Source organism: Aeromicrobium sp. Root236 (assembly GCF_001428805.1).
Taxonomy (GTDB): domain Bacteria; phylum Actinomycetota; class Actinomycetes; order Propionibacteriales; family Nocardioidaceae; genus Aeromicrobium.
On the sequence record NZ_LMIS01000001.1, the window covers coordinates 3,129,496 to 3,150,655 of the forward strand.

At 69.3% G+C, this 21,160-nt stretch carries 23 protein-coding genes; 15 read left to right on the forward strand and 8 right to left on the reverse strand.

The features are described from left to right. Positions 1-12 precede the first annotated feature (12 nt). On the reverse strand, positions 13-747 hold the full coding sequence (locus ASE12_RS15695) for an SDR family NAD(P)-dependent oxidoreductase (protein WP_056402654.1): 735 nt from the start codon (positions 745-747) through the stop codon (positions 13-15). Between the two features lie 78 nt (positions 748-825). Between ASE12_RS15695 and mshA the strand changes: the two genes are divergently transcribed. Both mshA and ASE12_RS15705 read left to right on the forward strand, forming a co-directional pair. After that, positions 826-2,106 (forward strand): D-inositol-3-phosphate glycosyltransferase, encoded by a 1,281-nt coding sequence (gene mshA / locus ASE12_RS15700; RefSeq protein WP_056402657.1) that lies wholly within the window; start codon positions 826-828, stop codon positions 2,104-2,106. Continuing rightward, complete coding sequence (locus ASE12_RS15705) at positions 2,103-2,588, forward strand: YbjN domain-containing protein (RefSeq protein ID WP_056402660.1); 486 nt, start codon at positions 2,103-2,105, stop codon at positions 2,586-2,588. The genes mshA and ASE12_RS15705 overlap by 4 nt, the downstream gene beginning before the upstream one ends. Here the strand turns inward: ASE12_RS15705 and ASE12_RS15710 are convergent. After that, positions 2,572-3,381 (reverse strand): alpha/beta fold hydrolase, encoded by an 810-nt coding sequence (locus ASE12_RS15710; RefSeq protein WP_056402663.1) that lies wholly within the window; start codon positions 3,379-3,381, stop codon positions 2,572-2,574. The two genes, ASE12_RS15705 and ASE12_RS15710, sit on opposite strands and share 17 nt — an antisense overlap. A 55-nt stretch (positions 3,382-3,436) precedes the next feature. Here ASE12_RS15710 and ASE12_RS15715 point away from each other — a divergent pair, with 55 nt between their 5' ends. Both ASE12_RS15715 and ASE12_RS15720 read left to right on the forward strand, forming a co-directional pair. Further along, positions 3,437-4,129 carry a DsbA family protein gene (locus ASE12_RS15715; protein ID WP_056402666.1) on the forward strand — a complete coding sequence of 231 codons (693 nt, stop codon included), beginning with the start codon at positions 3,437-3,439 and terminating at the stop codon, positions 4,127-4,129. A 28-nt stretch (positions 4,130-4,157) separates the two neighbouring features. Beyond that, positions 4,158-4,901 (forward strand): phosphoglyceromutase, encoded by a 744-nt coding sequence (locus ASE12_RS15720; RefSeq protein WP_056402669.1) that lies wholly within the window; start codon positions 4,158-4,160, stop codon positions 4,899-4,901. A gap of 7 nt (positions 4,902-4,908) precedes the next feature. Here the strand turns inward: ASE12_RS15720 and ASE12_RS15725 are convergent, their stop codons facing one another. Both ASE12_RS15725 and ASE12_RS15730 read right to left on the reverse strand, forming a co-directional pair. Further along, complete coding sequence (locus tag ASE12_RS15725; protein ID WP_056211544.1) at positions 4,909-5,589, reverse strand: response regulator transcription factor; 681 nt, start codon at positions 5,587-5,589, stop codon at positions 4,909-4,911. After that, positions 5,586-6,722 carry a cell wall metabolism sensor histidine kinase WalK gene (locus ASE12_RS15730; protein WP_056402673.1) on the reverse strand — a complete coding sequence of 379 codons (1,137 nt, stop codon included), beginning with the start codon at positions 6,720-6,722 and terminating at the stop codon, positions 5,586-5,588. The genes ASE12_RS15725 and ASE12_RS15730 overlap by 4 nt, the downstream gene beginning before the upstream one ends. Positions 6,723-6,856: 134 nt before the next feature. On the opposite strand from ASE12_RS15730, the gene phoU reads away from it, so the two are divergent. Together phoU and ASE12_RS15740 are read left to right on the forward strand one after the other, a co-directional pair. Beyond that, positions 6,857-7,498 (forward strand): phosphate signaling complex protein PhoU, encoded by a 642-nt coding sequence (gene phoU, locus ASE12_RS15735; protein WP_056402675.1) that lies wholly within the window; start codon positions 6,857-6,859, stop codon positions 7,496-7,498. A gap of 76 nt (positions 7,499-7,574) precedes the next feature. Beyond that, positions 7,575-8,075: a hypothetical protein gene (locus tag ASE12_RS15740; protein WP_157412982.1), complete on the forward strand. Its 501-nt coding sequence runs from the start codon at positions 7,575-7,577 to the stop codon at positions 8,073-8,075. Between the two features lie 28 nt (positions 8,076-8,103). Here the strand turns inward: ASE12_RS15740 and ASE12_RS15745 are convergent, their stop codons facing one another. Continuing rightward, positions 8,104-8,655, reverse strand: a complete 552-nt coding sequence (locus ASE12_RS15745) for a hypothetical protein (RefSeq protein ID WP_056402681.1) — start codon at positions 8,653-8,655, stop codon at positions 8,104-8,106. 185 nt (positions 8,656-8,840) lie between these two features. Here ASE12_RS15745 and ASE12_RS15750 point away from each other — a divergent pair, with 185 nt between their 5' ends. Further along, positions 8,841-9,326: a CarD family transcriptional regulator gene (locus ASE12_RS15750; RefSeq protein WP_056211551.1), complete on the forward strand. Its 486-nt coding sequence runs from the start codon at positions 8,841-8,843 to the stop codon at positions 9,324-9,326. Positions 9,327-9,512: 186 nt separating this feature from the next. Here the strand turns inward: ASE12_RS15750 and ispF are convergent, their stop codons facing one another. Continuing rightward, positions 9,513-10,019, reverse strand: coding sequence for a 2-C-methyl-D-erythritol 2,4-cyclodiphosphate synthase (ispF, locus tag ASE12_RS15755; RefSeq protein ID WP_056402682.1), 507 nt, complete (start codon positions 10,017-10,019; stop codon positions 9,513-9,515). Between the two features lie 26 nt (positions 10,020-10,045). On the opposite strand from ispF, the gene ASE12_RS15760 reads away from it, so the two are divergent. Continuing rightward, positions 10,046-11,548 (forward strand): molybdopterin-dependent oxidoreductase, encoded by a 1,503-nt coding sequence (locus tag ASE12_RS15760; RefSeq protein WP_235508927.1) that lies wholly within the window; start codon positions 10,046-10,048, stop codon positions 11,546-11,548. Between the two features lie 65 nt (positions 11,549-11,613). Here ASE12_RS15760 and ASE12_RS15765 read toward each other — a convergent pair whose 3' ends face one another. Then, entirely contained in the window at positions 11,614-12,852 is a 1,239-nt protein-coding gene (locus ASE12_RS15765; RefSeq protein ID WP_056402685.1) for a peptidase C39 family protein, read from the reverse strand. A 103-nt stretch (positions 12,853-12,955) separates the two neighbouring features. Here ASE12_RS15765 and cysS point away from each other — a divergent pair, with 103 nt between their 5' ends. Next, the gene (gene cysS, locus ASE12_RS15770; RefSeq protein ID WP_056402688.1) at positions 12,956-14,368 is read left to right on the forward strand and encodes a cysteine--tRNA ligase; all 1,413 of its coding nucleotides are present in this window, start codon (positions 12,956-12,958) and stop codon (positions 14,366-14,368) included. A gap of 2 nt (positions 14,369-14,370) precedes the next feature. Beyond that, positions 14,371-15,315, forward strand: coding sequence for a 23S rRNA (guanosine(2251)-2'-O)-methyltransferase RlmB (gene rlmB / locus ASE12_RS15775; protein WP_056402692.1), 945 nt, complete (start codon positions 14,371-14,373; stop codon positions 15,313-15,315). Between the two features lie 107 nt (positions 15,316-15,422). Here rlmB and ASE12_RS15780 read toward each other — a convergent pair whose 3' ends face one another. Next, the gene (locus tag ASE12_RS15780) at positions 15,423-15,911 is read right to left on the reverse strand and encodes a flavin reductase family protein (RefSeq protein WP_082582323.1); all 489 of its coding nucleotides are present in this window, start codon (positions 15,909-15,911) and stop codon (positions 15,423-15,425) included. A 340-nt stretch (positions 15,912-16,251) separates the two neighbouring features. Here ASE12_RS15780 and ASE12_RS15785 point away from each other — a divergent pair, with 340 nt between their 5' ends. The 5 genes from ASE12_RS15785 to ASE12_RS15805 are packed head-to-tail and all read left to right on the forward strand — an operon-like array spanning position 16,252 to position 21,146. Then, positions 16,252-17,154 carry a TauD/TfdA family dioxygenase gene (locus ASE12_RS15785; RefSeq protein WP_056402695.1) on the forward strand — a complete coding sequence of 301 codons (903 nt, stop codon included), beginning with the start codon at positions 16,252-16,254 and terminating at the stop codon, positions 17,152-17,154. Continuing rightward, positions 17,151-18,044: an ABC transporter permease gene (locus tag ASE12_RS15790; protein WP_082582324.1), complete on the forward strand. Its 894-nt coding sequence runs from the start codon at positions 17,151-17,153 to the stop codon at positions 18,042-18,044. The genes ASE12_RS15785 and ASE12_RS15790 overlap by 4 nt, the downstream gene beginning before the upstream one ends. Next, entirely contained in the window at positions 18,041-18,754 is a 714-nt protein-coding gene (locus tag ASE12_RS15795; protein WP_056402698.1) for an ABC transporter ATP-binding protein, read from the forward strand. Before ASE12_RS15790 ends, ASE12_RS15795 begins: the two co-directional genes overlap by 4 nt. 44 nt (positions 18,755-18,798) lie before the next feature. After that, positions 18,799-19,809 carry an aliphatic sulfonate ABC transporter substrate-binding protein gene (locus ASE12_RS15800; RefSeq protein ID WP_056402701.1) on the forward strand — a complete coding sequence of 337 codons (1,011 nt, stop codon included), beginning with the start codon at positions 18,799-18,801 and terminating at the stop codon, positions 19,807-19,809. After that, positions 19,806-21,146 (forward strand): LLM class flavin-dependent oxidoreductase, encoded by a 1,341-nt coding sequence (locus ASE12_RS15805; RefSeq protein ID WP_056402705.1) that lies wholly within the window; start codon positions 19,806-19,808, stop codon positions 21,144-21,146. The genes ASE12_RS15800 and ASE12_RS15805 overlap by 4 nt, the downstream gene beginning before the upstream one ends. The last annotated feature ends 14 nt before the right edge of the window (positions 21,147-21,160 follow it).

Below are 21,160 nucleotides of genomic sequence, written 5' to 3' on the forward strand. Positions count from 1 at the left end.
TGGGGCCGTTCGTCATTCCCGGTGCACCTTGTGGGCCGCCGCTTGGGCGATCGGCTTGAGCACCATGAGGTCGACGTTGACGTGCTGCGGCCGGGTCGCCACCCAGACGATCGCGTCGGCGATGTCCTCGGCGACGAGCGGCTCGCGGACGCCGGCGTAGATCGCGTCGGCCTTGGCCTGGTCGCCGCCGAACCGGTTGAGCGAGAACTCGTCGGTGCGCACCATGCCCGGGGCAATCTCGGTGACGCGTACGGGCTGGCCGTTGAGCTCGAGCCTCAGCGTCTCGGTCATGGCGGTGACACCGTGCTTCGCCGCGGTGTAGCCGCCACCGCCCTCGTACGTGATGTGGCCGGCCGTCGAGCCGAGGTTGATCAGGGTGCCGGCGCCGCTGGCGACGAGCGCGGGCAGCAGTGCGCGGGTCACCAGCAGCGTGCCGATGACGTTGACCTCGTACATGCGGCGCCAGTCGTCGGCGTTGCTGACGGCGACGTGGTCGGTGCCGACGGCACCACCGGCGTTGTTGAGCAGGAGGTCGAGCGTCGGCCCGACGGCCTCGGCGAGAGCGGCGACCTGCGCCTCATCGGTCACGTCGCACGTGATCGCGGTGCCGCCGATCTCGCCGGCGAGGGCCTCGATGCGCTCGGTGCGGCGGGCGACGCAGAAGACGTGGAATCCGGCCTGGGCAAGGGCGCGGGCGGTGGCGGCGCCGATGCCGCTGCTGGCCCCGGTGACGACGGCGTTGGGCATGGCGTCATCGTGCCAGACGGCCGCAGCCGTACGGGCTGGGCACCGGGTGAGACGATGGAGCCGAAAGGCGGCTGATCGATGCTCAAGCGGATCGCGATGCTCTCGGCGCACACGTCGCCACTCGAGCAGCCCGGCGACGGTGACGCCGGCGGCATGAACGTCTACGTCCTCGAGCTCTCCCGCCAGCTGGCATCCCGCGGCATCGAGGTCGAGATCTTCACCCGGGCCACCTCTCGCCACCAGCCCCAGCTCGTCGACCTTTCGACGAGCTCAAGGGGCAATGGCGGCATCCTCGTGCACCACGTCCCCGCCGGACCGTTCGAGGGCCTGCAGAAGAACGACCTGCCGTCGCAGCTGTGCTCGTTCGTCCGCGACGTCCTCCGGGCCGAGGTCGAGCGCGAGCCCGGGCACTTCGACCTCGTGCACTCGCACTACTGGCTGTCCGGCCAGGTCGGCACGGTCGCGCGCGAGCGCTGGAACGTGCCGCTGGTCCACACGATGCACACGATGGCAAAGGTCAAGAACGCCATGCTCGCCGACGGCGACGACGCGGAGCCGATCGGGCGCATCTACGGCGAGGAGGAGATCGTCCGGCTCGCCGACCGGCTCATCGCCAACACGATGGAGGAGCGCCGCGAGCTCATCGAGCTCTACGACGCGGAGCCCGAGCACGTCGCCGTGGTGCATCCCGGCGTCGACCTCGAGGTCTTCCGCGCCGGGCGCCAGGCCGAGGCGCGATCGCTCCTCGGCATCCCCGACGACGCAGCACTGCTGCTGTTCGCCGGCCGGATCCAGCCCCTCAAGGCGCCCGACGTCGTCCTCGAGGCGGCGGCCCGCATGCTGCACGACGACCCGGCCCTGCGCGAGCGCCTCGTCGTCGCGATCGTCGGCGGCGCGTCAGGGTCGGGCCTCGACCGGCCGACGGCGCTGACCGACCTCGCCGCTCGGTTGGGCATTCAGGACGTCGTCCGGTTCGTCCCCACGGTCGCGCAGCCGGAGCTCGCCGACTGGTATGCCGCGGCATCCGTTGTCTGCGTGCCGTCGCACAACGAGTCGTTCGGCCTCGTCGCGATCGAGGCCCAGGCGTGCGGCACGCCGGTCGTGGCGGCGCGCGTCGGCGGCCTGTCGACGGCGGTGTCGGACGGGGTCTCCGGCGTGCTCGTCGACGGCCACGACCCGCGTGACTACGCCGCGGCCCTGCACCCCCTGCTGACCGATCCCGAGCTGCGCGACGCGATGAGCCACAAGGCCGTACGCCACGCGGAGAGCTTCGGGTGGGACGTGACCGCGGACCGTACGCTCAAGGTCTATGCCGAGGCCATCGAGTGGCACCGCACGCACGTGGAGAAGAACGCATGACTGAGACACGCCAGACGATCATGGAGTCGCTCGAGGCGGCGGAGCTGGAGTTCACCGAGCACCGGCCCGGTGTCTTCGAGGTCACCCTGCCGGGGGAGCGCAAGCTGCAGACGACGTGCCGGCTCGAGATCGGCAAGCATGCGCTCGGCATCCACGCGTTCGTGTGCCGCAACCCCGACGAGAACCACGAGACCGTCTACAGGTGGCTGCTGGAGCGCAACCTCAAGATGTTCGGCGTCGCGTTCGCGGTCGACTCGGCCGGCGACATCTACCTCGACGGCCGGCTGCCGTTGCACGCTGTGACGACCGACGAGGTCGACCGCCTGCTCGGTGCCGTCCTGACGTACGCCGACGAGTCGTTCAACACGATTCTCGAGCTGGGCTTCGCATCCTCCATCCGCAAGGAGTGGGAGTGGCGCGAGTCGCGCGGCGAGTCGACCCGCAACCTCGAGGCGTTCAAGCACCTCAAGCCGTCGAGCTGATCACCGCGTCGATCCAGGCACCGAGCGCTGCAGCGCACAGCTCGGGCTGCTCGTGGTGCGGGTTGTGGCCCGCCCCGTCCGCCACGAGGTAGGTCGCGCGCGGATAGGACGGAGTCATCGCCAGCGCGTCGGCGAAGCCGACGACGGGGTCCTGACGGCCGAGGATGAACGTCACCGGCCGCTCGTACGTCGTGAACCGCGACTCGGGACGCACCGAGAGCTCGTAGGCCGCGGTGATGCGGCCGATGGCGCCGGCGTCGCCCAGGCGAGTGCCGGGCGCGACCTCGTCGAGGTAGAGCTGCCAGTGCTGCCTCGTCTGGCGGAACGTGAACTCCGCGAAGTCGCGCCGGTCGTCGTCGGTGCCTCCGTCGAGCGGCTCGACGTCGATCGGGACGAGAGCCGGGACGTCACGCCGCGCATGGTCGGCGATGATCAGCGGTGCGATGAGCGCCATGCCGGCGACCCGCGACGGCTCGCGCCCTGTCAGTGCACGGGCGATGCCGCCGCCGAACGAGTTGCCCACCACGGCGTACGGCTCATCGCCGAGCACGTCGTCGAGGAACGCCGCGACCCGGTCCACGACGTCGTCCGAGGACGAGATCCCGTCGCCGCTGCTCAGTCCGTGGGCCGGCAGGTCGAGGTGGAGCCGGCGGAGGCCGGGTCGTTCCGCGAGCACCGACTCGGTGAAACGGCTGATCAGGCGGCGATCGCCCATGAGTCCGTGCAGCATGACGACCGGCAGGCCGTCGCCGCGCTCGGTCCAGTCGATGCCGGTGGGTTCGTGTCGGGGCATGTGTCGAACCTAGACGGGCTGAGCCGCGCTTTCGGGATCGCGTAGCGTGGCGGGCGTGAAGGTCTTGGTCTTCGCCGACATCACGGACCCGTGGTCCTACATCGGTGCCACTCGCTTCGAGCGGGCTGCCGCGATGTTCTCGATCCTGACCGGCGAGCCCGTCGAGCTGACCTACCGGGCGTTCCAGCTCGACCCGGACGCGCCCAACGACGGCCGGCTCCTGATGGACGTCAATGCCGACGAGCTCGGTGGCGCAGACAAGGCCGAGCTCATCAACGTCCAGGTCACTGCCGCTGCCAAGATCACCGGCATCGACCTCAACTTCGACGAGGCCGTGCGCGCCAACTCGTTCGATGCCTGGCGGTTGCTGACCTGGGCCGACGAGGCCGGTCCCGGGTTCCAGCGCGACCTGCTGCACCAGCTGTGGCGGGCACACTTCCTCGAGGGTGCCGACATCGGCGACCCGTTCGCGCTCGCCACCCGGGCGGCGCTCGTCGGCCTCGAGCTCGAGACCGCCGAGGCGCTGCTCGCCAGCACCGAGTACGCCGACGAGGTCCGCACGCAGGTCTCGACGGGCGAGGCGATCGGGGTCACCCAGCTGCCGTACGTCGTGATCGAGCAGCAGTGGACGCTGTCGGGCATCCACTCGCAGAACGACTACGTGCAGGCGCTCCACCAGATCTACGGCGAGTGGAAGGCTGCTGAAGGTCCCGACGAGCCCCCCACCGACGAGCCCCCCGCCGGTTGAGCTTGTCGAAACCAATAGGCTCGTGGCCATGAGCACCCTGATCCTCCTGCGCCACGGTCACAGCGAGTGGAACGCCAAGAACCTGTTCACCGGCTGGGTCGACGTCGACCTCAACGAGCAGGGCCTCGCCGAGGCTTCCCGCGGCGCCGAGCTGCTGGCCGATGCCGGCCTTGCGCCCGACGTGCTGCACACCTCGCTGCTGCGACGCGCGATCCGTACGGCCGAGATCGTGCTCAACGGCATCGACCGGCACTGGATCCCCGTACGCCGCTCGTGGCGGCTCAACGAGCGTCACTACGGTGCGCTGCAGGGCAAGGACAAGAAGGAGACGCTCGAGGAGTTCGGCGAGGAGCAGTTCATGCTGTGGCGCCGCTCGTACGACGTCCCGCCGCCGGCGATCGAGGACGACTCGGAGTTCAGCCAGACCTCCGACGCCCGCTACGCCGGGCTGCCCGACGAGCTGCTGCCGCGCACCGAGGCGCTCGCCAACGTCATCGACCGGCTGCTGCCCTACTGGTACGACTCGATCGTCCCCGACCTGCTCGCCGACCGGGTCGTCCTCGTGACGGCGCACGGCAACTCGCTGCGCGCGCTCGTCAAGCACCTCGACGGGCTCAGCGAGGAGGCAGTCGTCGGCCTCAACATCCCCACGGGCATCCCGCTGGTCTACGAGCTCGACGACAACCTCAAGCCGACAGTCAAGGGCGGGGTCTACCTCGACCCCGACGCCGCAGCCGACGCGATCGCCGCAGTCGCCAACCAGGGTCGCTGAACCGGGCTCAGGTCTCGTACTTGTAGCCCAGACCCCGCACCGTGGTCAGGGTGATCGGGTTGGCCGGGTCCTTCTCGATCTTGGCGCGCAGTCGCTTGACGTGGACGTCGAGGGTCTTGGTGTCGCCCACGTAGTCCGCGCCCCACACCCGGTCGATCAGCTGACCGCGGGTCAGCACCCGGCCGGGGTTGCGCAGGAAGTACTCGAGCAGCTCGAACTCCTTGAGCGGGAACTTCGTCTCGAGCCCGTCGATCGTCACGAGGTGGCGGTCGACGTCCATGCGCACGCGGCCCTGCTCGAGCGACGCGTTGTCGTCGACCTCGTCGGTGAAGCCGCGACGCAGCACGGCACGGATGCGGGCGACGAGCTCACGGGGGGAGTAGGGCTTGGTGACGTAGTCGTCGGCGCCCAGCTCGAGCCCGACGACCTTGTCGACCTCGGTGTCCTTGGCGCTGACCATGATGATCGGCACCGACGAGATCTGCCGCAGGGCGCGGCACACCTCCGTGCCGGACAGCCCGGGCAGCATGAGGTCCAGCAGCACGATGTCCGCGCCGCCACGGTCGAACTCGGTCAGCGCGTCAGGCCCGGTCTCGGCGATCGCGACCTCGAACCCTTCCTTGCGCAGGACGTACGACAGCGCCTCGCTGTAGCTCGTCTCGTCCTCGACGACCAGTACCTTGGTCACGCGTTCTCCTCATCGATGTCATGGCTGTGTGCCGGCAGGACCAGCGTGAAGGACGACCCGAGTCCGGGCTCGCTCCACACCTCGACCGTGCCACCGTTGCTCGCGGCGACGTGCTTGACGATCGAGAGGCCGAGGCCTGTGCCGCCGGTGGTGCGGGCCCGCGCCGGGTCGACGCGGTAGAACCGCTCGAAGATCCGGTCGAGCTCCTCGCCGGGGATGCCGATGCCGTTGTCGGCCACGGTCAGGCGTACGTCCTCGCCGTCGAGCTGCGCGGTCACGGTGACGCGCGATCCCTCGGGGCTGTAGGTCACGGCGTTCTCGACCAGGTTGCTGACCGCCGCGTGGAGCTGGGCGCGGTCGCCGTGGACGTAGAGGTCGGGCTCGACGGAGGTGACGATCTCGATGCCCTTGTGCTCGGCGTCGGTCGCGGAGTGCTCGGTGGCCTCGGAGACGAGCTCGCCGATCTTGATCGTGGTGGCGTCGTCGCTCAGCATGTCGTTCTGCAGCCGTGACAGGTCGATGATCTGCTGCACCAGGCGGGTGAGCCGTTCGCTCTCGAGGTGCATGCGGCTGGAGAAGCGGACGACCGCCTCGGGATCGTCCTTGGCCTCGCCGACCGCCTCGGCGAGCAGGTTGAGCGCGCCGACCGGCGTCTTGAGCTCGTGGCTGACGTTGGCGACGAAGTCGCGGCGGATCGACTCGACCCGCTGCTCGCGCGTACGGTCGTCGGCCAGCACCAGGATCAACCGGGAGGTCAGCGGTGCGACGCGGGCGTGCACGTACGACGTGGTGCCGCGGCGCGGCTGCAGCGAGAAGTCGGCCTCACGGACCTGGCCGTCGCGGCGTACCTGCCGGACCAACGTCATGAGCTCCTCGGGCTCGAGCCGGTCCTCGTGGACGATGCCCATGGCGAACGCCGGGGCCGACGCCTTGACGACGGTGTCGGAGGAGTCGATCAGGACGGCGGAGGAGGAGATGACCGACAGCACCTGGTCGGCGCCGGGCGGCACCAGCGGGGTCGGCTCGGGCACAGCGGCCTCGCGGCGCTCGCTGAAGCGCCACAAGTAGGTGATCATCGCGCCGACGGCGGCGCCGATCGCCCCCGCGATCAACAATCCTGCACTGGTGTCCACAGGATTGATCGTAGAGGGCATTTCCGCCCCGACCGGCACTCTGACCCCTGCAGCGACAGGCCTTTCGGTTGCTGTTCACACCGCGTTCACCGGAGGTCGCCGTCCGTTCATCCCGGCTGCCTACGGTCTAAGACATGCGCGATCAGTATTACGAACAGCTCGATGCCATCGTCGACGACCTGGTGAACCTGACCGGGACCGTACGCCGTGCCGTGGCCGACGCGACTAAGGCCCTGCTCGAAGCAGACGCCCAGATCGCGGAGTCCGTCATCGCCGGCGACAAGGACATCGACGAGGCCACCGAGATCATCGAGGAGCGCGCACTGCTGCTGCTCGCCACGCAGCAGCCAGTCGCCACCGACCTCCGGCAGCTCGTCGCGACGCTGCGCATGCTGACGGACCTCCAGCGGATGGGTGACCTGTCGGTGCACGTGGCCAAGGTGGCCCGGCGCCGGATGCCCGACTCCGCGGTGCCCGAGCACCTGCACCCCACCATCACCGCGATGGCGACGGTCGCCGACTCGATGATCGACTCAGCCTCGCGCATCGTCGCGGACCGCAACGTCGACGCCGCCGGCCAGCTCGAGAACGAGGACGACGAGATGGACCGGCTCCGCAAGGACCTGCTCCGCTCGCTGCTCGGCGACTCCTGGACGTACGGGGTCGAGCCGGCCGTCGACCTGGCGCTGCTGGGCCGCTACTACGAGCGCATCGGCGACCACGCGGTCTCGATGGCCCGCCGCGTCGTCTATCTCGTCACCGGCCAGCTGACCTGAGGTCTCAGCCGGCGACGACCTTGAACGGCACGATCACGTCGCCTGACGGAGCTGTTCTGCTGGCACGATGCAAGGCATGAGCGACAAGCCGGCTCCGTGGGACGCGATCCACACACGCGCTGCGTCGTTGTCGCCCGATCGCCGTGCGTGTTTCGCGCTTGCGTGTGCGGAGCACCTCGTCGCTGTTGAGAAATCCACCCGAGGATCGTCGTTGCGTGAGATGTTGTCCGAAGGCTGGGCCGCTTGGTCTGGGCAGACGGGCGACCTTGCTGCGGTCCTGCGCGCGCTTGAGCCGCGGGAAGGCCTCGATGAGGACGAAGTCGCCTGTGTCTACTACGCGCTCGATGGGGTGGCCCGCGCTGGTCCGAGAGATGCCACCATCTGGGCGTCTCAGCGGGCCATCGACGCGGCGTACGCACGGGTTCCACGCTCTGAGGGTGCAGCCACGTTCCGCCCACTGGATGAAGACACCGCGATGCCTGTGGTCCAGTCAGAGTTTCGTTGGCAGGACCGGGTCTTGCAAATTCTGGAGACCAACGCCGACCTCGCGGAGGCGGGCCAACAGGTTCGATCGTGACGTAGCCGTATCGGTGACCTTGCGCGAACTACTCGGCGCTGTCGGTGGACTCGGTGTCGGTGGGCGTCGGCGACGGCTCCGGCGCGGGAGCAGTGGCGACCTCGTCGTACTCGGCGGTGCGGGTCACGACGGGCGCCTCGATCGTGACGGGCGCTGCGTTGCTGAACGTGAGGGTCAGGCGTACGTAGTGGCCGGCTGCTGCGCCCTTGGTGATCGAGAAGATGCTCGGCGAGGCCACGGCGCCGACGACCGTGCCGACGCCGGCCGGGAGGTCGAGGGGCGTCGGAGTCGGGCTGACCTGGAGCTCGTCGCCGCCGAGCGTGGTGGCGGTGATGGAGTCCAGCGTCTGCGCTTCCTTGGTGTTGTTGACGATCGACGCCGCCAATGTGGCGGACCCGTCCTCGTTGGCGACGAGCTGCGTGTTCATGACGTCGAGCTCTCCGCGATGGTCGGCGCCGACGGCCGCTTGGTAGACCTTGCTGGTCTGCGCGTTGAAGCTGGTGCCGCACGCACCGAGGGTCAGGAGCGCCGTCGTGGCGAGGGCGGTGGCCGCGATGCGGCGACGTCGTACGGTGCTCACGAAATCACTGCTTTCAGTCCGTCGTTGGTGCGTCGAAGAGTCGCCACGATCGTATCGGAGGGCCCTTCGATCTCTGCCTTTGACCTGCTGCAATGTCATCTGGTATGGGCGGGATGGCCTGAAACGACAGGGATCGAGATCCGTGACGCATGTTAGACTGGTCACCTAGGAAAGGTGTTTTCTCTATGACTTTTGTTGTCGGCGAAACCGTTGTCTATCCCAATCACGGCGCTGCAGTCATCGAGGACATCGAGACCCGGACGATCAAGGGCGAGGAGCGTGAATACCTCGTGCTGCGCATCGTCTCGCAGAACGACCTGGTCGTTCGCGTTCCCGCATGCAACCTTGACCTCGTCGGAGTCCGCGACGTCGTCGACGAAGCTGGGCTTGAGCGGGTTTTCGGAGTCCTCCGTGCCGAGCACGTGGAGGAGCCGACCAACTGGTCACGGCGCTACAAGGCAAACCTCGAGAAGCTGCACTCGGGTGACGTGCTCAAGGTCGCCGAGGTCGTACGCGACCTGTGGCGCCGCGATCACGAGCGCGGACTGTCCGCCGGTGAGAAGCGGATGCTCGCCAAGGCTCGCCAGATCCTGGTCTCCGAGCTCGCGCTCGCCGAGAAGACCAACGAGGACAAGGCCGAGACCCGTCTCGACGAGGTTCTCGCGTCCTGATCTGACACGCATACGAAGCCCCCGACTCCACGAGTCGGGGGCTTCGTCGTGTCCTGGGCGTGGCGGTGAGCTGGGTCGAACGTCGTGGGTCCGGGTTCGACCTAAGTCACCGCGTCTGGGGTGGGGCGGTGGGCTGGGTCGAACGTCGTGGGTCCGGGTTCGACCTAATTCACCGCTCCCGACGGGTCAGAGGGGGATGACGAGGGCCGTGGCGATCGCGGCGATGCCTTCGCCGCGGCCGGTGAGCCCGAGGCCGTCGGTCGTCGTCGCCGAGACACTCACGGGACCGCCGATCGCATCACCGAGGACACGCTGCGCCTGGACCCGTCGCGGCCCGATCTTGGGGCGGTTGCCGATGACCTGCACCGACACGTTGCCGACGCGCCAGCCGTGATCGCGCAGGCGCTGCTCGACGTCGGTGAGGAAGTCGACGCCCGAGGCGGCGGCCCACTCGGGCTCGCCGGTGCCGAAGATGCTGCCGATGTCGCCGAGTCCGGCAGCGCCGAGGGTCGCGTCGACGATCGCGTGCGCGACGCAGTCCCCGTCGGAGTGGCCCTCGAGACCGTGGTCCTCGTCGGGCCACAGCAGGCCGGCGAGCCACATCGGGCGACCGGGCACGAGTCGATGGACGTCGGTGCCGATGCCGATGCGCGCAGATGTCACAGGTCGATCATGCCGTACGTCCGGCAGCATGGGGATCCGCGCGGGACCATGGGGGAGTGACCTCACGGCGATCCATCCTCAGCGGACTCCTGTCGGCCGCGGCAGCGATCGCCGCCAGCGAGGGCCTGGCCGCGTTGTTCAACCTGCGAGAGTCCCCGATCCTCGCGGTCGGGCAGTCCGTCATCAAGCTGACTCCGGGCCCGATGGCCGAGGCGATCATCGGCGTCGTGGGTCACGCCGACAAGCCCCTCGCCGTCACGAGCGTCGTCGTCGCGATCCTGCTGCTCGGCGGCCTCGCCGGCCTGTGGTGGACCGCGCACCGCCTGCGGTCGTACGCCTTGGTGGCCGGCCTCGTCGTGCTCGCCTCAGCGGCGGTGCTGGGCCGTCCGCATGGCGGCGGTCGCGGGGTGCTCGCCAGTGTGGCCGCCGGTGCGGTCGTGCTCGCGGTCCTGCACGCGTTGCACCGCGACGAGGCACACCTGACGGTCGACGAGTCACGACGTACGTTCCTGCGTACGTCCGCGATCGTCGCCGTCGCCGCGATCGTCGTCGGCTCGGCCGGCGAGGTGCTGGCGTCACGCCATCGCCGCCGGCAGGCACTGGAGCGCGTACGGGCGGCGCTCAAGCTCCCGTCGAGCCGGGTGCCGGTGCCGGCCGGTGCCGACCTCGCCGTCGAAGGACAGGGATCGTGGCTGTCGAGCAACCGCGACTTCTATCGCATCGACACCGCGCTGTCGCCGCCGCTCATCGACCCCGAGGACTGGACGTTGCGCATCCACGGGATGGTCGAGAAGGAGCTCACGCTGACCTACCAGGACCTCATCGACCGCGGCCTCGAGCACGAGTGGATCACGATCTGCTGCGTCTCCAACCCGGTCGGCGGCAACCTGATCGGCAACACGGTCTGGGGTGGAGTGCCGATCAAGGCCATCCTCGACGAGGTCGGGATCAAGCCCGGCGCCGACGCGCTGCTGTCGAAGTCGGACGACGGCTGGACGTGCGGCACGCCGCTCGCCGCGCTGACCGACGGACGCAACGCACTCCTGGCGCTGACCATGGACGGCGAACCCCTTCCGATCGCGCACGGGTTCCCCGTACGCCAGGTGGTCCCCGGCCTGTACGGCTACGTCTCGGCGACGAAGTGGGTCGTGGACTGGGAGGTGACCCGGTTCGCGGACTTCGAGGCCTACTGGACGCAGCGAGGCTGGGGTGAGCGGGGCCCGGTCAAGACCGAGTCACGCATCGACGTGCCGCACAGCGAGGAGACGATCGATGCCGGCACGACGACGATCGCCGGCGTCGCCTGGGCGCAGCACGTCGGCATCGACGGCGTCGAGGTGCGGATCGACGACGGCGAGTGGCAGAAGGCGACGCTCGGCGCGGTGCCCAGCGTCGACACCTGGGTGCAGTGGAGGCTGGACTGGACGGCGACGCCGGGCGATCACTCGATCGAGGCGCGGGCCACGAATGCCAAGGGCGAGCGGCAGACCGAGGAACGGGCCGACGTGCTGCCCGACGGCGCGACGGGCTACCCGGGCATCACCGTGAAGGTGAAGTAGGTGTTCCTCGAGCCTGTCGAGAGGACGTCATGTCGACAGGCTCAATGACCGCTCGAAACCGGCACCTACCAGCGGGGAGTGTCGGGCGGCAGGGGGCGGGTCGTGGGGTGCATGACGTAGACGACGCCGCCGCTGCCCTTGAGCCACGCGCGCTCGAACTGGGCCCGTGAATAGATGCGCCGCACGGTGGAGTTGCTCGCCGCAGCGGGGTCGTTGACGATGACCCGGCCGCCGGCGGTGAAGCCGCGGATCACCAGCAGGTGCCCGGGGGTCGACGAGATCGGGGCGCCGTCGAGGCCGCCCCTGTCGAACGCGATCGAGGCGACGAGCGGGATGCCGGCCTTGATGAACGCCTCGGCGTCGCGGAGGTTGTGCAGCCTTGTGACGAACGAGTCGAGGCCGTAGCGAGAGGCGTACGCGGTGTTGAACGGCCAGTTGCCGGTGCCGTCGTACGCATAGTCGAACGTGTCGCGGGCGGCATAGTCGACGAAGCCGTCGGCGTAGCGGCCCCACTTGTAGTCAGCGGCTGTCGGGCCGGTGCCGAAGTAGCGCAGCACCATCGAGGTCGAGGTGGGGGAGCACCAGGCCTCGCCGCCTCCGCCCCACTGCGGGTACTCCCCCCGGTGGATCATCTGCGACGACCGGGGCACGGCGAGCTCCTTGGTCGCGGTCATCGTGGTGCTGCTGACCGCGGCGGAGCGCGAGGTGTAGCTGGCGGCGACCGCGCCGACCGACTTCAGGGTCGGGCTCGCCTTGGTCTTGACGTGGCGCATCAGCTGGACCCGCACCTGCCAGCCGCTGAACGTCTTGCCGGTGTTGGCGATCACGGTGTCGGTCGAGAGCCGTGCGAGGTCGTCGGTCTGGCTCGAGCTCGAGGCGCGCTTGATGTAGGACGTCGCTGACGCATGACGAGCGATCACGTCCCAGCTGCCGATCGTCGAGCCGCTGCGGACCCGCACCTCGACCTTGGCCCACGTGCCGACGGGCGTGTCGATGCTCCACGACGGGATCAGGCTCTTGGCGGCGAAGCCCGTGGTCTGCCACGGCGACGTCCAGTAGCCACGGTCGTAGTGCAGCGCTCCACCGCTGACTCGCGGGTCGTCGTACGTGATGACGGACGTGCCCGAGCCGAGCGTCATGGCGCTGGGCTTGGCGGCGAGGCCGACCGACGTGCCCTTGGTGAAGTCGGTCGTGGTGTCCCAGCGGGCGTATGCGGCGGTGTCGGTCGCTGCGGCGGCCGGGACCACCGGTATCACGGCGAGCCCGAGCACGGTGGCGGCGACAAGATGGGGAAGGTGGCGCATCGACCCATGGTAGGTGACCTGTGGGTCGTGGGGGGCTGATGTGACTCGCGCCCCGCTCCGGTGAGCGTCCGGAGGATGCCGGCCGAGCCGATAAGGTTGGCCCGTGGCATTCCAGCTCTATGACACTGCGTCCCGGCAGATCCAGCCCCTCGTCCCGGTCAAGCCGGGACGAGTCTCGATCTACCACTGTGGGCTCACGGTGCAGGGCCCGCCGCACATCGGCCACATCCGCAAGGAGGTCGTGTTCGACGTCCTGCGGCGCTGGCTCGAGCGCTCGGGCTTCGAGGTCACGATCGTCGCCAACGTCACCGACATCGACGACAAGATCCTGGTCAAGGGCGCCGAGCAGGGCCGGCCGTGGTTCGCCGTGGCGTACGAGAACGAGCGTGCGCTGCACGCCGCGTACGAGGTGCTCGGCTGCATCCCGCCGACGTACGAGCCGCGGGCGACCGGTGTCGTGCCCGAGATGATCGAGATGATGCAGACGCTGATCGAGCGCGGTCACGCGTACGCGGCGGAGGACGGCTCCGGCGACGTCTACTTCGACGTACGTTCGTGGCCGTCGTACGGCGAGCTGTCCAACCAGAAGATCGACGACATGCAGGCCGCCGAGGACGCTCCGCCGGAGGGCAAGCGCGACGCCCGCGACTTCGCGCTCTGGAAGGGCCACAAGGCCGGTGACCCCGAGTCCGCCTCGTGGCCGACGCCCTGGGGCCGCGGCCGTCCGGGCTGGCACCTCGAGTGCTCCGCGATGGCGTCGAAGTTCCTCGGCGACGAGTTCGACATCCACGGCGGCGGCCTCGACCTGCGCTTCCCGCACCACGAGAACGAGCTCGCGCAGTCGCGTGCGGCGGGGCAGCAGTTCGCCCGGCTCTGGATGCACAACGCGATGCTCAACCTCGCCGGGTCCAAGATGTCCAAGTCCGTCGGCAACACGCTGCTGGTCAGCGAGGTCGTCAAGCGCGTACGCCCGATCGACCTGCGCTACTACCTCGCCGCGTCGCACTACCGGTCGATCGTCGAGTTCTCCGAGGAGTCGCTGGCCGAGGCCGCGACGGCGTTCCAGCGGATCGAGGGGTTCGTACGCCGTGCGGCCGAGCTCGTCGGCCCCGGGGAGCTCGGTGACGTCTCGGCTACGTTCGCTGAGGCGATGGACGACGACCTGTCGGTGCCGGCCGCTCTTGCGACGTTGCAGGCCACGATCGGCGAGGGCAACAAGCTGCTGGCCGAGGGCGCCGGTGACGCGTTGCGAGGCGTGCTGGCGAGCGTACGGGCGATGCTCGACGTGCTCGGTTTGGACCCACTGTCCCCGACGTGGGACCGTGGAGGTGACGATGCGGCGTACGCGCAGGTGATCGACTCCCTCGTGGGCGGCCTGCTGGAGCAGCGCCAGGAGGCGCGAGCCACCAAGGACTTCGCCACGGCGGACCGAGTACGTGACCAGCTCACGGCCGCCGGCATCGAGATCGAGGACACTCCGCAGGGCGCGAGATGGTCCGTGAAGGGCGACAACTAGACATGCCAGGCAACAGCAAGCGCAGAGGCGCGATCAAGAAGACCGGCAAGGGCAACCCCACTGCCGGGTCAGGTGGCCGCCGCCGCCAGGGCCTCGAGGGCAAGGGCCCGACCCCGCGCGCGGAGGACCGCCCCAACCACAAGCTCTACAAGATGAAGAACGCCGCGCAGAAGCGCGAGCAGGCGCGCCCCAAGCGCAAGCAGGGCGATGCCGCCGAGTGGGTCGCCGGGCGCAACTCCGTGCTCGAGCTGCTCAAGGCGACCGTGCCGGTGCACGCGCTCTACGTCGCCGAGGGCACCGACCGCGACGAGAAGGTCCGCGAGATCTTCAAGCTCGCCGCCGAGCAGCACGTCAGCCTGCTCGAGATCGGCCGCATCGAGCTCGACAAGCTCACCGGCGGTGCCGTGCATCAGGGCATCGCCGCGAAGCTCAACGCGTACGAGTACGCCAACCCGCAGGACCTGCTCGACCTCGCCGCGGAGCGTGACGAGCCGGCATTGATCGTGATGCTGGACGGCGTCACCGATCCCCGCAACCTCGGCGCGATCATCAGGTCCGCCTCGGGCTTCGGCGCGCACGGGGTCGTCATCCCCGAGCGCCGCGCCGCGCAGATCACCGCTGCGGCGTGGAAGACCTCGGCCGGCGCCGCGGCTCGCGTGCCCGTGGCACGGGTCACAAACCTGACCCGCACGCTCAAGGACTTCCAGGAGTCGGGCTGCATGGTCATCGGCCTTGCCGCCGACGGCACGGTCGACATCGCACAGTCGCAGATGATCGACGGCCCGGTCGTCGTGGTCATCGGCAGCGAGGGCAAGGGCCTGTCCCGCCTCGTCGGCGAGACGTGCGACGAGATCGTCTCGATCCCGATGTCGACCGGACTCGAGAGCCTCAACGCGGGCGTCGCGGCCGGCATCGCGCTCTACGCGATCGCCCAGGTCCGCGGCTGACCTTCACCGGTGGTTGAGGAGCCCGAGGAACGAGGGCGTCTCGAAACCACCGGTGGTTTCGAGGCTCCGGCCGCGGACGGCCTTCGCACCTCAACCACCTGGTTGATTCAGAACGCGTGGTGGGTGCCGAAGGTTCGCTGGTGGTACGACAGCGGAGCACCGGCTGACGGCACGGCGTCGATGACGCGGCCGAGCACGATCACGTGATCGCCCCCTGGGACGAGCGCCTCTACATCCGCGGCGACCCAGCCGTGGGCGTCGACGATCCGCGGTGCACCGTGGTCCTCGAACCACGGCACGTCGGCGAAGCGGTCCGGAGTCGAGCCGGAGAACCGCAACGCGACCTGGTCCTGGTCGGCGGCCAGGATGTTGATGCCGAAGCGGGCGCCCTCGGCAAGCCGCGCGAGCAGCCGTGAACGTACGCCGAGCGAGACGAGCACCATGGGCGGGTTCATCGACAGCGACATCACCCCGCTGACGGTCGTGCCGTGCGGCGCACCGCCGGCCGAGGTGGTGACCACGTTGAGGCCGGCAACGAGATTGCCCATCGTGGCCCGCAAGCCTTGTTCCAGCCGCACGTCACTCGTGACGGTCATTCGTCGGTCCTCTCCCGAGAGCATGTGGTTCCGAGTCTGGGCTCTCGGTCACCCGCCCTCGACCCGGCTCAGATCCTGAGACCCGACGTCGGATGCGGACGAGATGTGCTTCGCGCGCAGCGCGCGGGATAGCACAGATCTGACCCGTCGGATGGGACGGTCCAAGCCTCGAAACGGCTCCTGACCTGCGCTTTCGCGGCCCTAGCGTCATCGGCATGAACTCGATGACCCGGCTCGTCGCCCGCCTCGCGGTCGACCTCATGCGGACCCACAGCGCGACCTGTCGCTGACCAGCGCCTCGCCCGTCCCGTACGCCCGCACGTCCATCGAAGGAACCCGCATGACCATCTCCGTACGCAAGCTCACCAGCCGCATCGGCGCCGAGATCACCGGCGTCGACCTATCCGCCCCGCTCGACGCCGAGACCGTCGCGGCGATCCGCCAGGCGCTCAACACCCACAAGGCCGTCGTGTTCGACGGCGCCGACCTCGACCAGCAGGGCCAGGAGCGCGTCGCCGGCTACTTCGGTGACCTCACCGCCGCGCACCCGACGGTGCCGCCTGCCGAGGGCAGCGCCGCGGTGCTCGCGGTCGACAGCACCCAGAGCAAGGCCAATCAGTGGCACACCGACGTCACGTTCGTGATCAACCCGCCGGCGATCTCGACGCTGCGCAGCATCACGGTGCCGCCGTACGGCGGGGAGACCCTGATCGCCGACGCGGCCGGCGCGTACCGTGACCTGCCGCCGGCGCTGCGCGAGCTCGCCGACGGGCTCTGGGCAGTGCACTCGAACGACTACGACTACGCCGTGCCGCCCGAGACGCTGACGGAGCACCAGAAGGCGTACAACGACACGTTCACCTCGACGGTGTTCGAGACGGCGCACCCGGTGGTCCGCGTGCACCCGGAGACGGAGGAGCGCGGGCTGTTCATCGGCGGCTTCGTGCGCCGGCTCGTCGGGCTGTCCAACACCGAGTCGCGCGACATCCTGCGCCTCCTGCAGGCGTACGTCACGCGGCCCGAGAACATCCTGCGCTGGTCGTGGTCGCCGGGCCAGCTGCTGATCTTCGACAACCGGATCACGCAGCACTACGCGATCGACAACTACGACGACCAGCCGCGGCGCCTCGAGCGCATCACGGTCGCCGGTGACGTGCCGGTGTCGATCAGCGGCACGCAGTCGTACGTCATCACGGGCGACTCGAGCCACTACTCCGCCGTCGCCGAGAGCCGGGCCGCATGAGCACCGGCTTCGCGCCGGCCCGCGCACGTACGCCCCGCCGTGAGGTCGCTGCGCCGCGCGAGCGGACGACCGAGACGTTCACGGCACCGGCCGGACGCGAGGGCAGCCGGCTCACCCGCCTGCGGCGCCGCGTGAGCTGGCCGCTCGGGATCTACACGACGCCCGTCGCGATCCTCGTGCTCTGGCAGGTCACCAGCGAGCTCGGCTGGCTGCCCGAGAAGATCGCTCCGGCTCCGACGGCGATCGTGCAGGCCGGTGTCGACCTGTGGAAGATCGGCGAGCTCGGCACCGACCTCACCACGTCGCTGCGACGCGTCGGGATCGGGCTGGCGATCGGCCTCACGATCGGCATCACGACCGGCATCATCGCCGGCCTGCTGCGATCGGGGGAGTACCTGTTCAACGGCGTCGTGCAGATCGTGCACACGATCCCGCTGCTCGCGGTGCTGCCGCTGATGATCGTCTGGTTCGGCATCGACGAGCTGACCAAGGTGCTGCTGATCTCGTTCGGCGCCGGGCTGCCGATGTACCTCAACCTGTTCGCCGCGATCCGCGGTGTCGACCAGCGGCTGATCGAGATGGCGCGAGCGGCGGGGGTGGGACGAGCGCGGCTCATCACGCGGGTGCTGCTGCCCGGCGCGCTGCCGGGATTCCTCGTCGGCCTGCGGTTCTCGCTGGCGTACAGCGTCCTGGGTCTCGTCGCCGCGGAGACGGTCAACGCCAACGCCGGCATTGGCTACCTCATCAACCGCGCGCAGACCTACCTGCGCACGGATCAGGTCTACCTGGGACTCGTGATCTACGCGGTCCTCGGCCTTCTGGCCGATCAGTTCGTCCGCATTCTCGAGCGGGTGCTGCTCCAGTGGCGCCCGAGTTATGAGGCGCAATGAGCACCAGGACCACCGCGTCCGTCGACGTACGCAAGGTCGGCCGGCGCTTCGGCGACCGGGTCGTCCTCGACGACCTGAGCCTGACGATCGGCGAGTCCGAGTTCGTCGTGCTGCTGGGCCCGTCCGGGTGCGGCAAGAGCACGCTGCTCCGGCTGCTGGGCGGTCTCGACCGGCCCGACGCCGGCACGGTCAGCGTGCCCAAGGCCCGGGCGATCGTGTTCCAGAACGACCGACTGCTGCCGTGGCAGCGCGTGCTGCGCAACGTCACGATCGGCCTGTACGAGGCCGGCGCCGACGAGCGGGCCCTCGCAGTCCTCGACGAGGTCGGGCTCAAGGACCGGGCCCGCGCCTGGCCCAAGACGCTGTCAGGCGGAGAGGCGCAGCGGGTCTCGCTGGCTCGCGCACTGGTCGCCGACCCCGACCTGGTGCTGCTCGACGAGCCGTTCGCCGCGCTCGACGCGATCACCCGGCTGCGCATGCACGACCTCGTGCGCGAGCTGCGTCACCGGCACAACGCCGCGATGCTGCTCGTCACGCATGACGTCGACGAGGCCATCGCGCTCGCCGACCGGATCCTCGTGATGAGCGACGGCCGGATCGGCAGCTCGTACGACGTCCGGCTCGACGAGGACGAGCGCGACGTCGGCACCGCACGCGAGGACCTCCGGGCCTCGCTGCTGGGCGACCTCGGCCTCGCCGCCGTCCACTGATCCACCCACCTCCCTTCCGCAAAACCCCCTCAAGGAGCTCCACCATGAACCGCACCCTGCCCAAGATCGCCGCCGCCCTCGGTGCGCTCGCGCTTGCGAGCACGCTGACCGCGTGCGGTGGGGCCGCCGACTCGTCGACCGCCAAGAAGGTCAACCCCGAGTGGAAGAAGTACACGTTCACGATCGGCCAGCAGAGCGACGGCATCGTCGAGCTCGCCGACGAGTCGGGCGCGTTCGACTCTGCGTCGTACAAGATCAAGTTCGCCAAGTTCGACTACGGACCACCGCTGGTGCAGGCCGCCGCGTCGGGTGACATCGACCTCGGCAGTGTCGGCGCGGTGCCGCCCATCACGGGTGCGGCCAAGACGCTGGGGTTCCGGATCATCGCGATCCAGACGCCGACGGACCCCAACCGCGCGCTGGAGAACATCATCGTGCCGAAGGGTTCGCCCATCAAGACGCTCGCCGACCTCAAGGGCAAGCGCATCGCGATCCCGCAGGGCAGCTCGGCACACGGCCTGGCGCTCAACGCGATCCAGAGCGTCGGCCTGACGCCCAAGGACGTGAAGTTCGTCTTCCTGCCGCCGGCCGACGGGCAGACCGCGTTCGCGTCGGGCAAGGTCGACGCGTGGGCGATCTGGGACCCGCAGTCGTCGCTCGCGGTCTCGCAGGGTGCGCGGGTCATCGCCAAGGGCGTGCCGCCGCTCGACTACGGCAGCCAGTTCTACGTCGGCTCCAAGAAGACGCTCGACGACCCGGTCAAGCGCAAGGCGCTCGCTGATGTGCTGAAGCGGCTCGCCAAGGCGTACGCCTATGCGCACAAGAACCCCGACAAGCACGTCGAGGCGCTGGTCAAGGAGACCGGGCTCGACCCCAAGGTCATCAAGAGCAACATCGCGGCGTGGAGCTTCACGATCAGCGCGGTGACCCCGGCGCAGGCCAAGGGTGAGCAGAAGCTGGCCGACAACTTCTACGACGCCGGTGAGATCACGTCGAAGGTCGACGTGAACAAGGTCATCGACAACGTCCTGCCCGCCGGGTTCGGTGTCTCATGAGCGCGCGTCAGCTGCACCTCAACGCGTTCCTCATGGAGGCCGGCCACCACGAGGCGGCCTGGCGGCTGCCGGAGAGCAACGTGGACGCGGACTTCGACCTGCAGCACTGGGTACGCCTGGCGAAGCTCGCGGAGGACGCGAAGTTCGACTCGCTGTTCCTCGCTGACGGTCCCGCGCTGCAGGGCTCGGGGGAGTTCCGTCCTCCGGGACAGCTCGAGCCACTGACGCTGCTGACCGCGTTGGCGGGCGCGACGAGCCGGATCGGGCTCATCGCGACGGTCTCCACGACGTACAACTCGCCCTACAACCTCGCGCGTCGGTTGGCTTCGGTCGACCACGTCAGCGGCGGTCGAGCTGGCTGGAACATCGTGACCTCCGCGACCCAGCGCGAGGCCGACAACTTCGGCCTCGACTTCACCCTGGGTCACGGGGCGCGGTACGAGAGGGCGGCGGAGTTCCTCGACGTCGCGCTCAAGCTCTGGGACAGCTGGGAGGAGGAGGCGCGCGTCGGCGACAAGGCGGCCGGCCGGTTCGCCGATCCCTCGCGGATCCACCCGATCAAGCACCACGGGCAGTACTTCCGCGTGGAGGGTGCCTTGAACGTACGGCGTCCCCCTCAGGGCTACCCGCTGCTGGTGCAGGCCGGGTCGTCCGACGACGGGAAGCAGTTCGCCGCGGCGTACGCGGAGGCGATCTTCACGGCGCACCAGACGATCGAGCGGGCGCAGGACTTCTACGCCGACATCAAGGACCGGGCCCGCAGGATCGGCCGTGATCCTGACGGGATCAAGGTGCTTCCGGGGATCGTGCCGGTCATCGGCTCGACCGAGGCGGAGGCCCAGCAGCTCGCGCAGCAGCTGGACGACCTGCGGGTCCCCGAGTACGGCCTGCTGCAGCTGTCGACGATCCTCGAGGTGCCGGCCGAGTCGTTGGCGCTCGACGAACGGCTGCCGCGGTCGGTGGTCGACCGGCCGACGGTTGAGGGCTTCCAGAGTCGCGCCGACCTGATCGTCGAGCTCGCGACGCGGGAGGACCTCACGGTCCGCCAGGTGCTGTCGAAGCTCGGCAGTGGTCGCGGTCACCACACCGTCGCCGGGACGCCCGAGCAGGTTGCCGACACGATCACGACGTGGTTCGAGAACGGTGCGGCGGACGGGTTCAACGTCATGGGCCCGGCGTTGCCGTCAGGCCTCGAGGCGTTCATCGAGCACGTGCTGCCGATCCTGCGCTCACGCGGGCTGTTCCGCGAGGACTACACAGGCAGCACGCTGCGGGAGCACTACGGCCTCGAGAAGCCCGCCAACCAGTTCCACGCCCGGGAGCTGGCCGGGGTCTGACGGAGCGCGCCGCG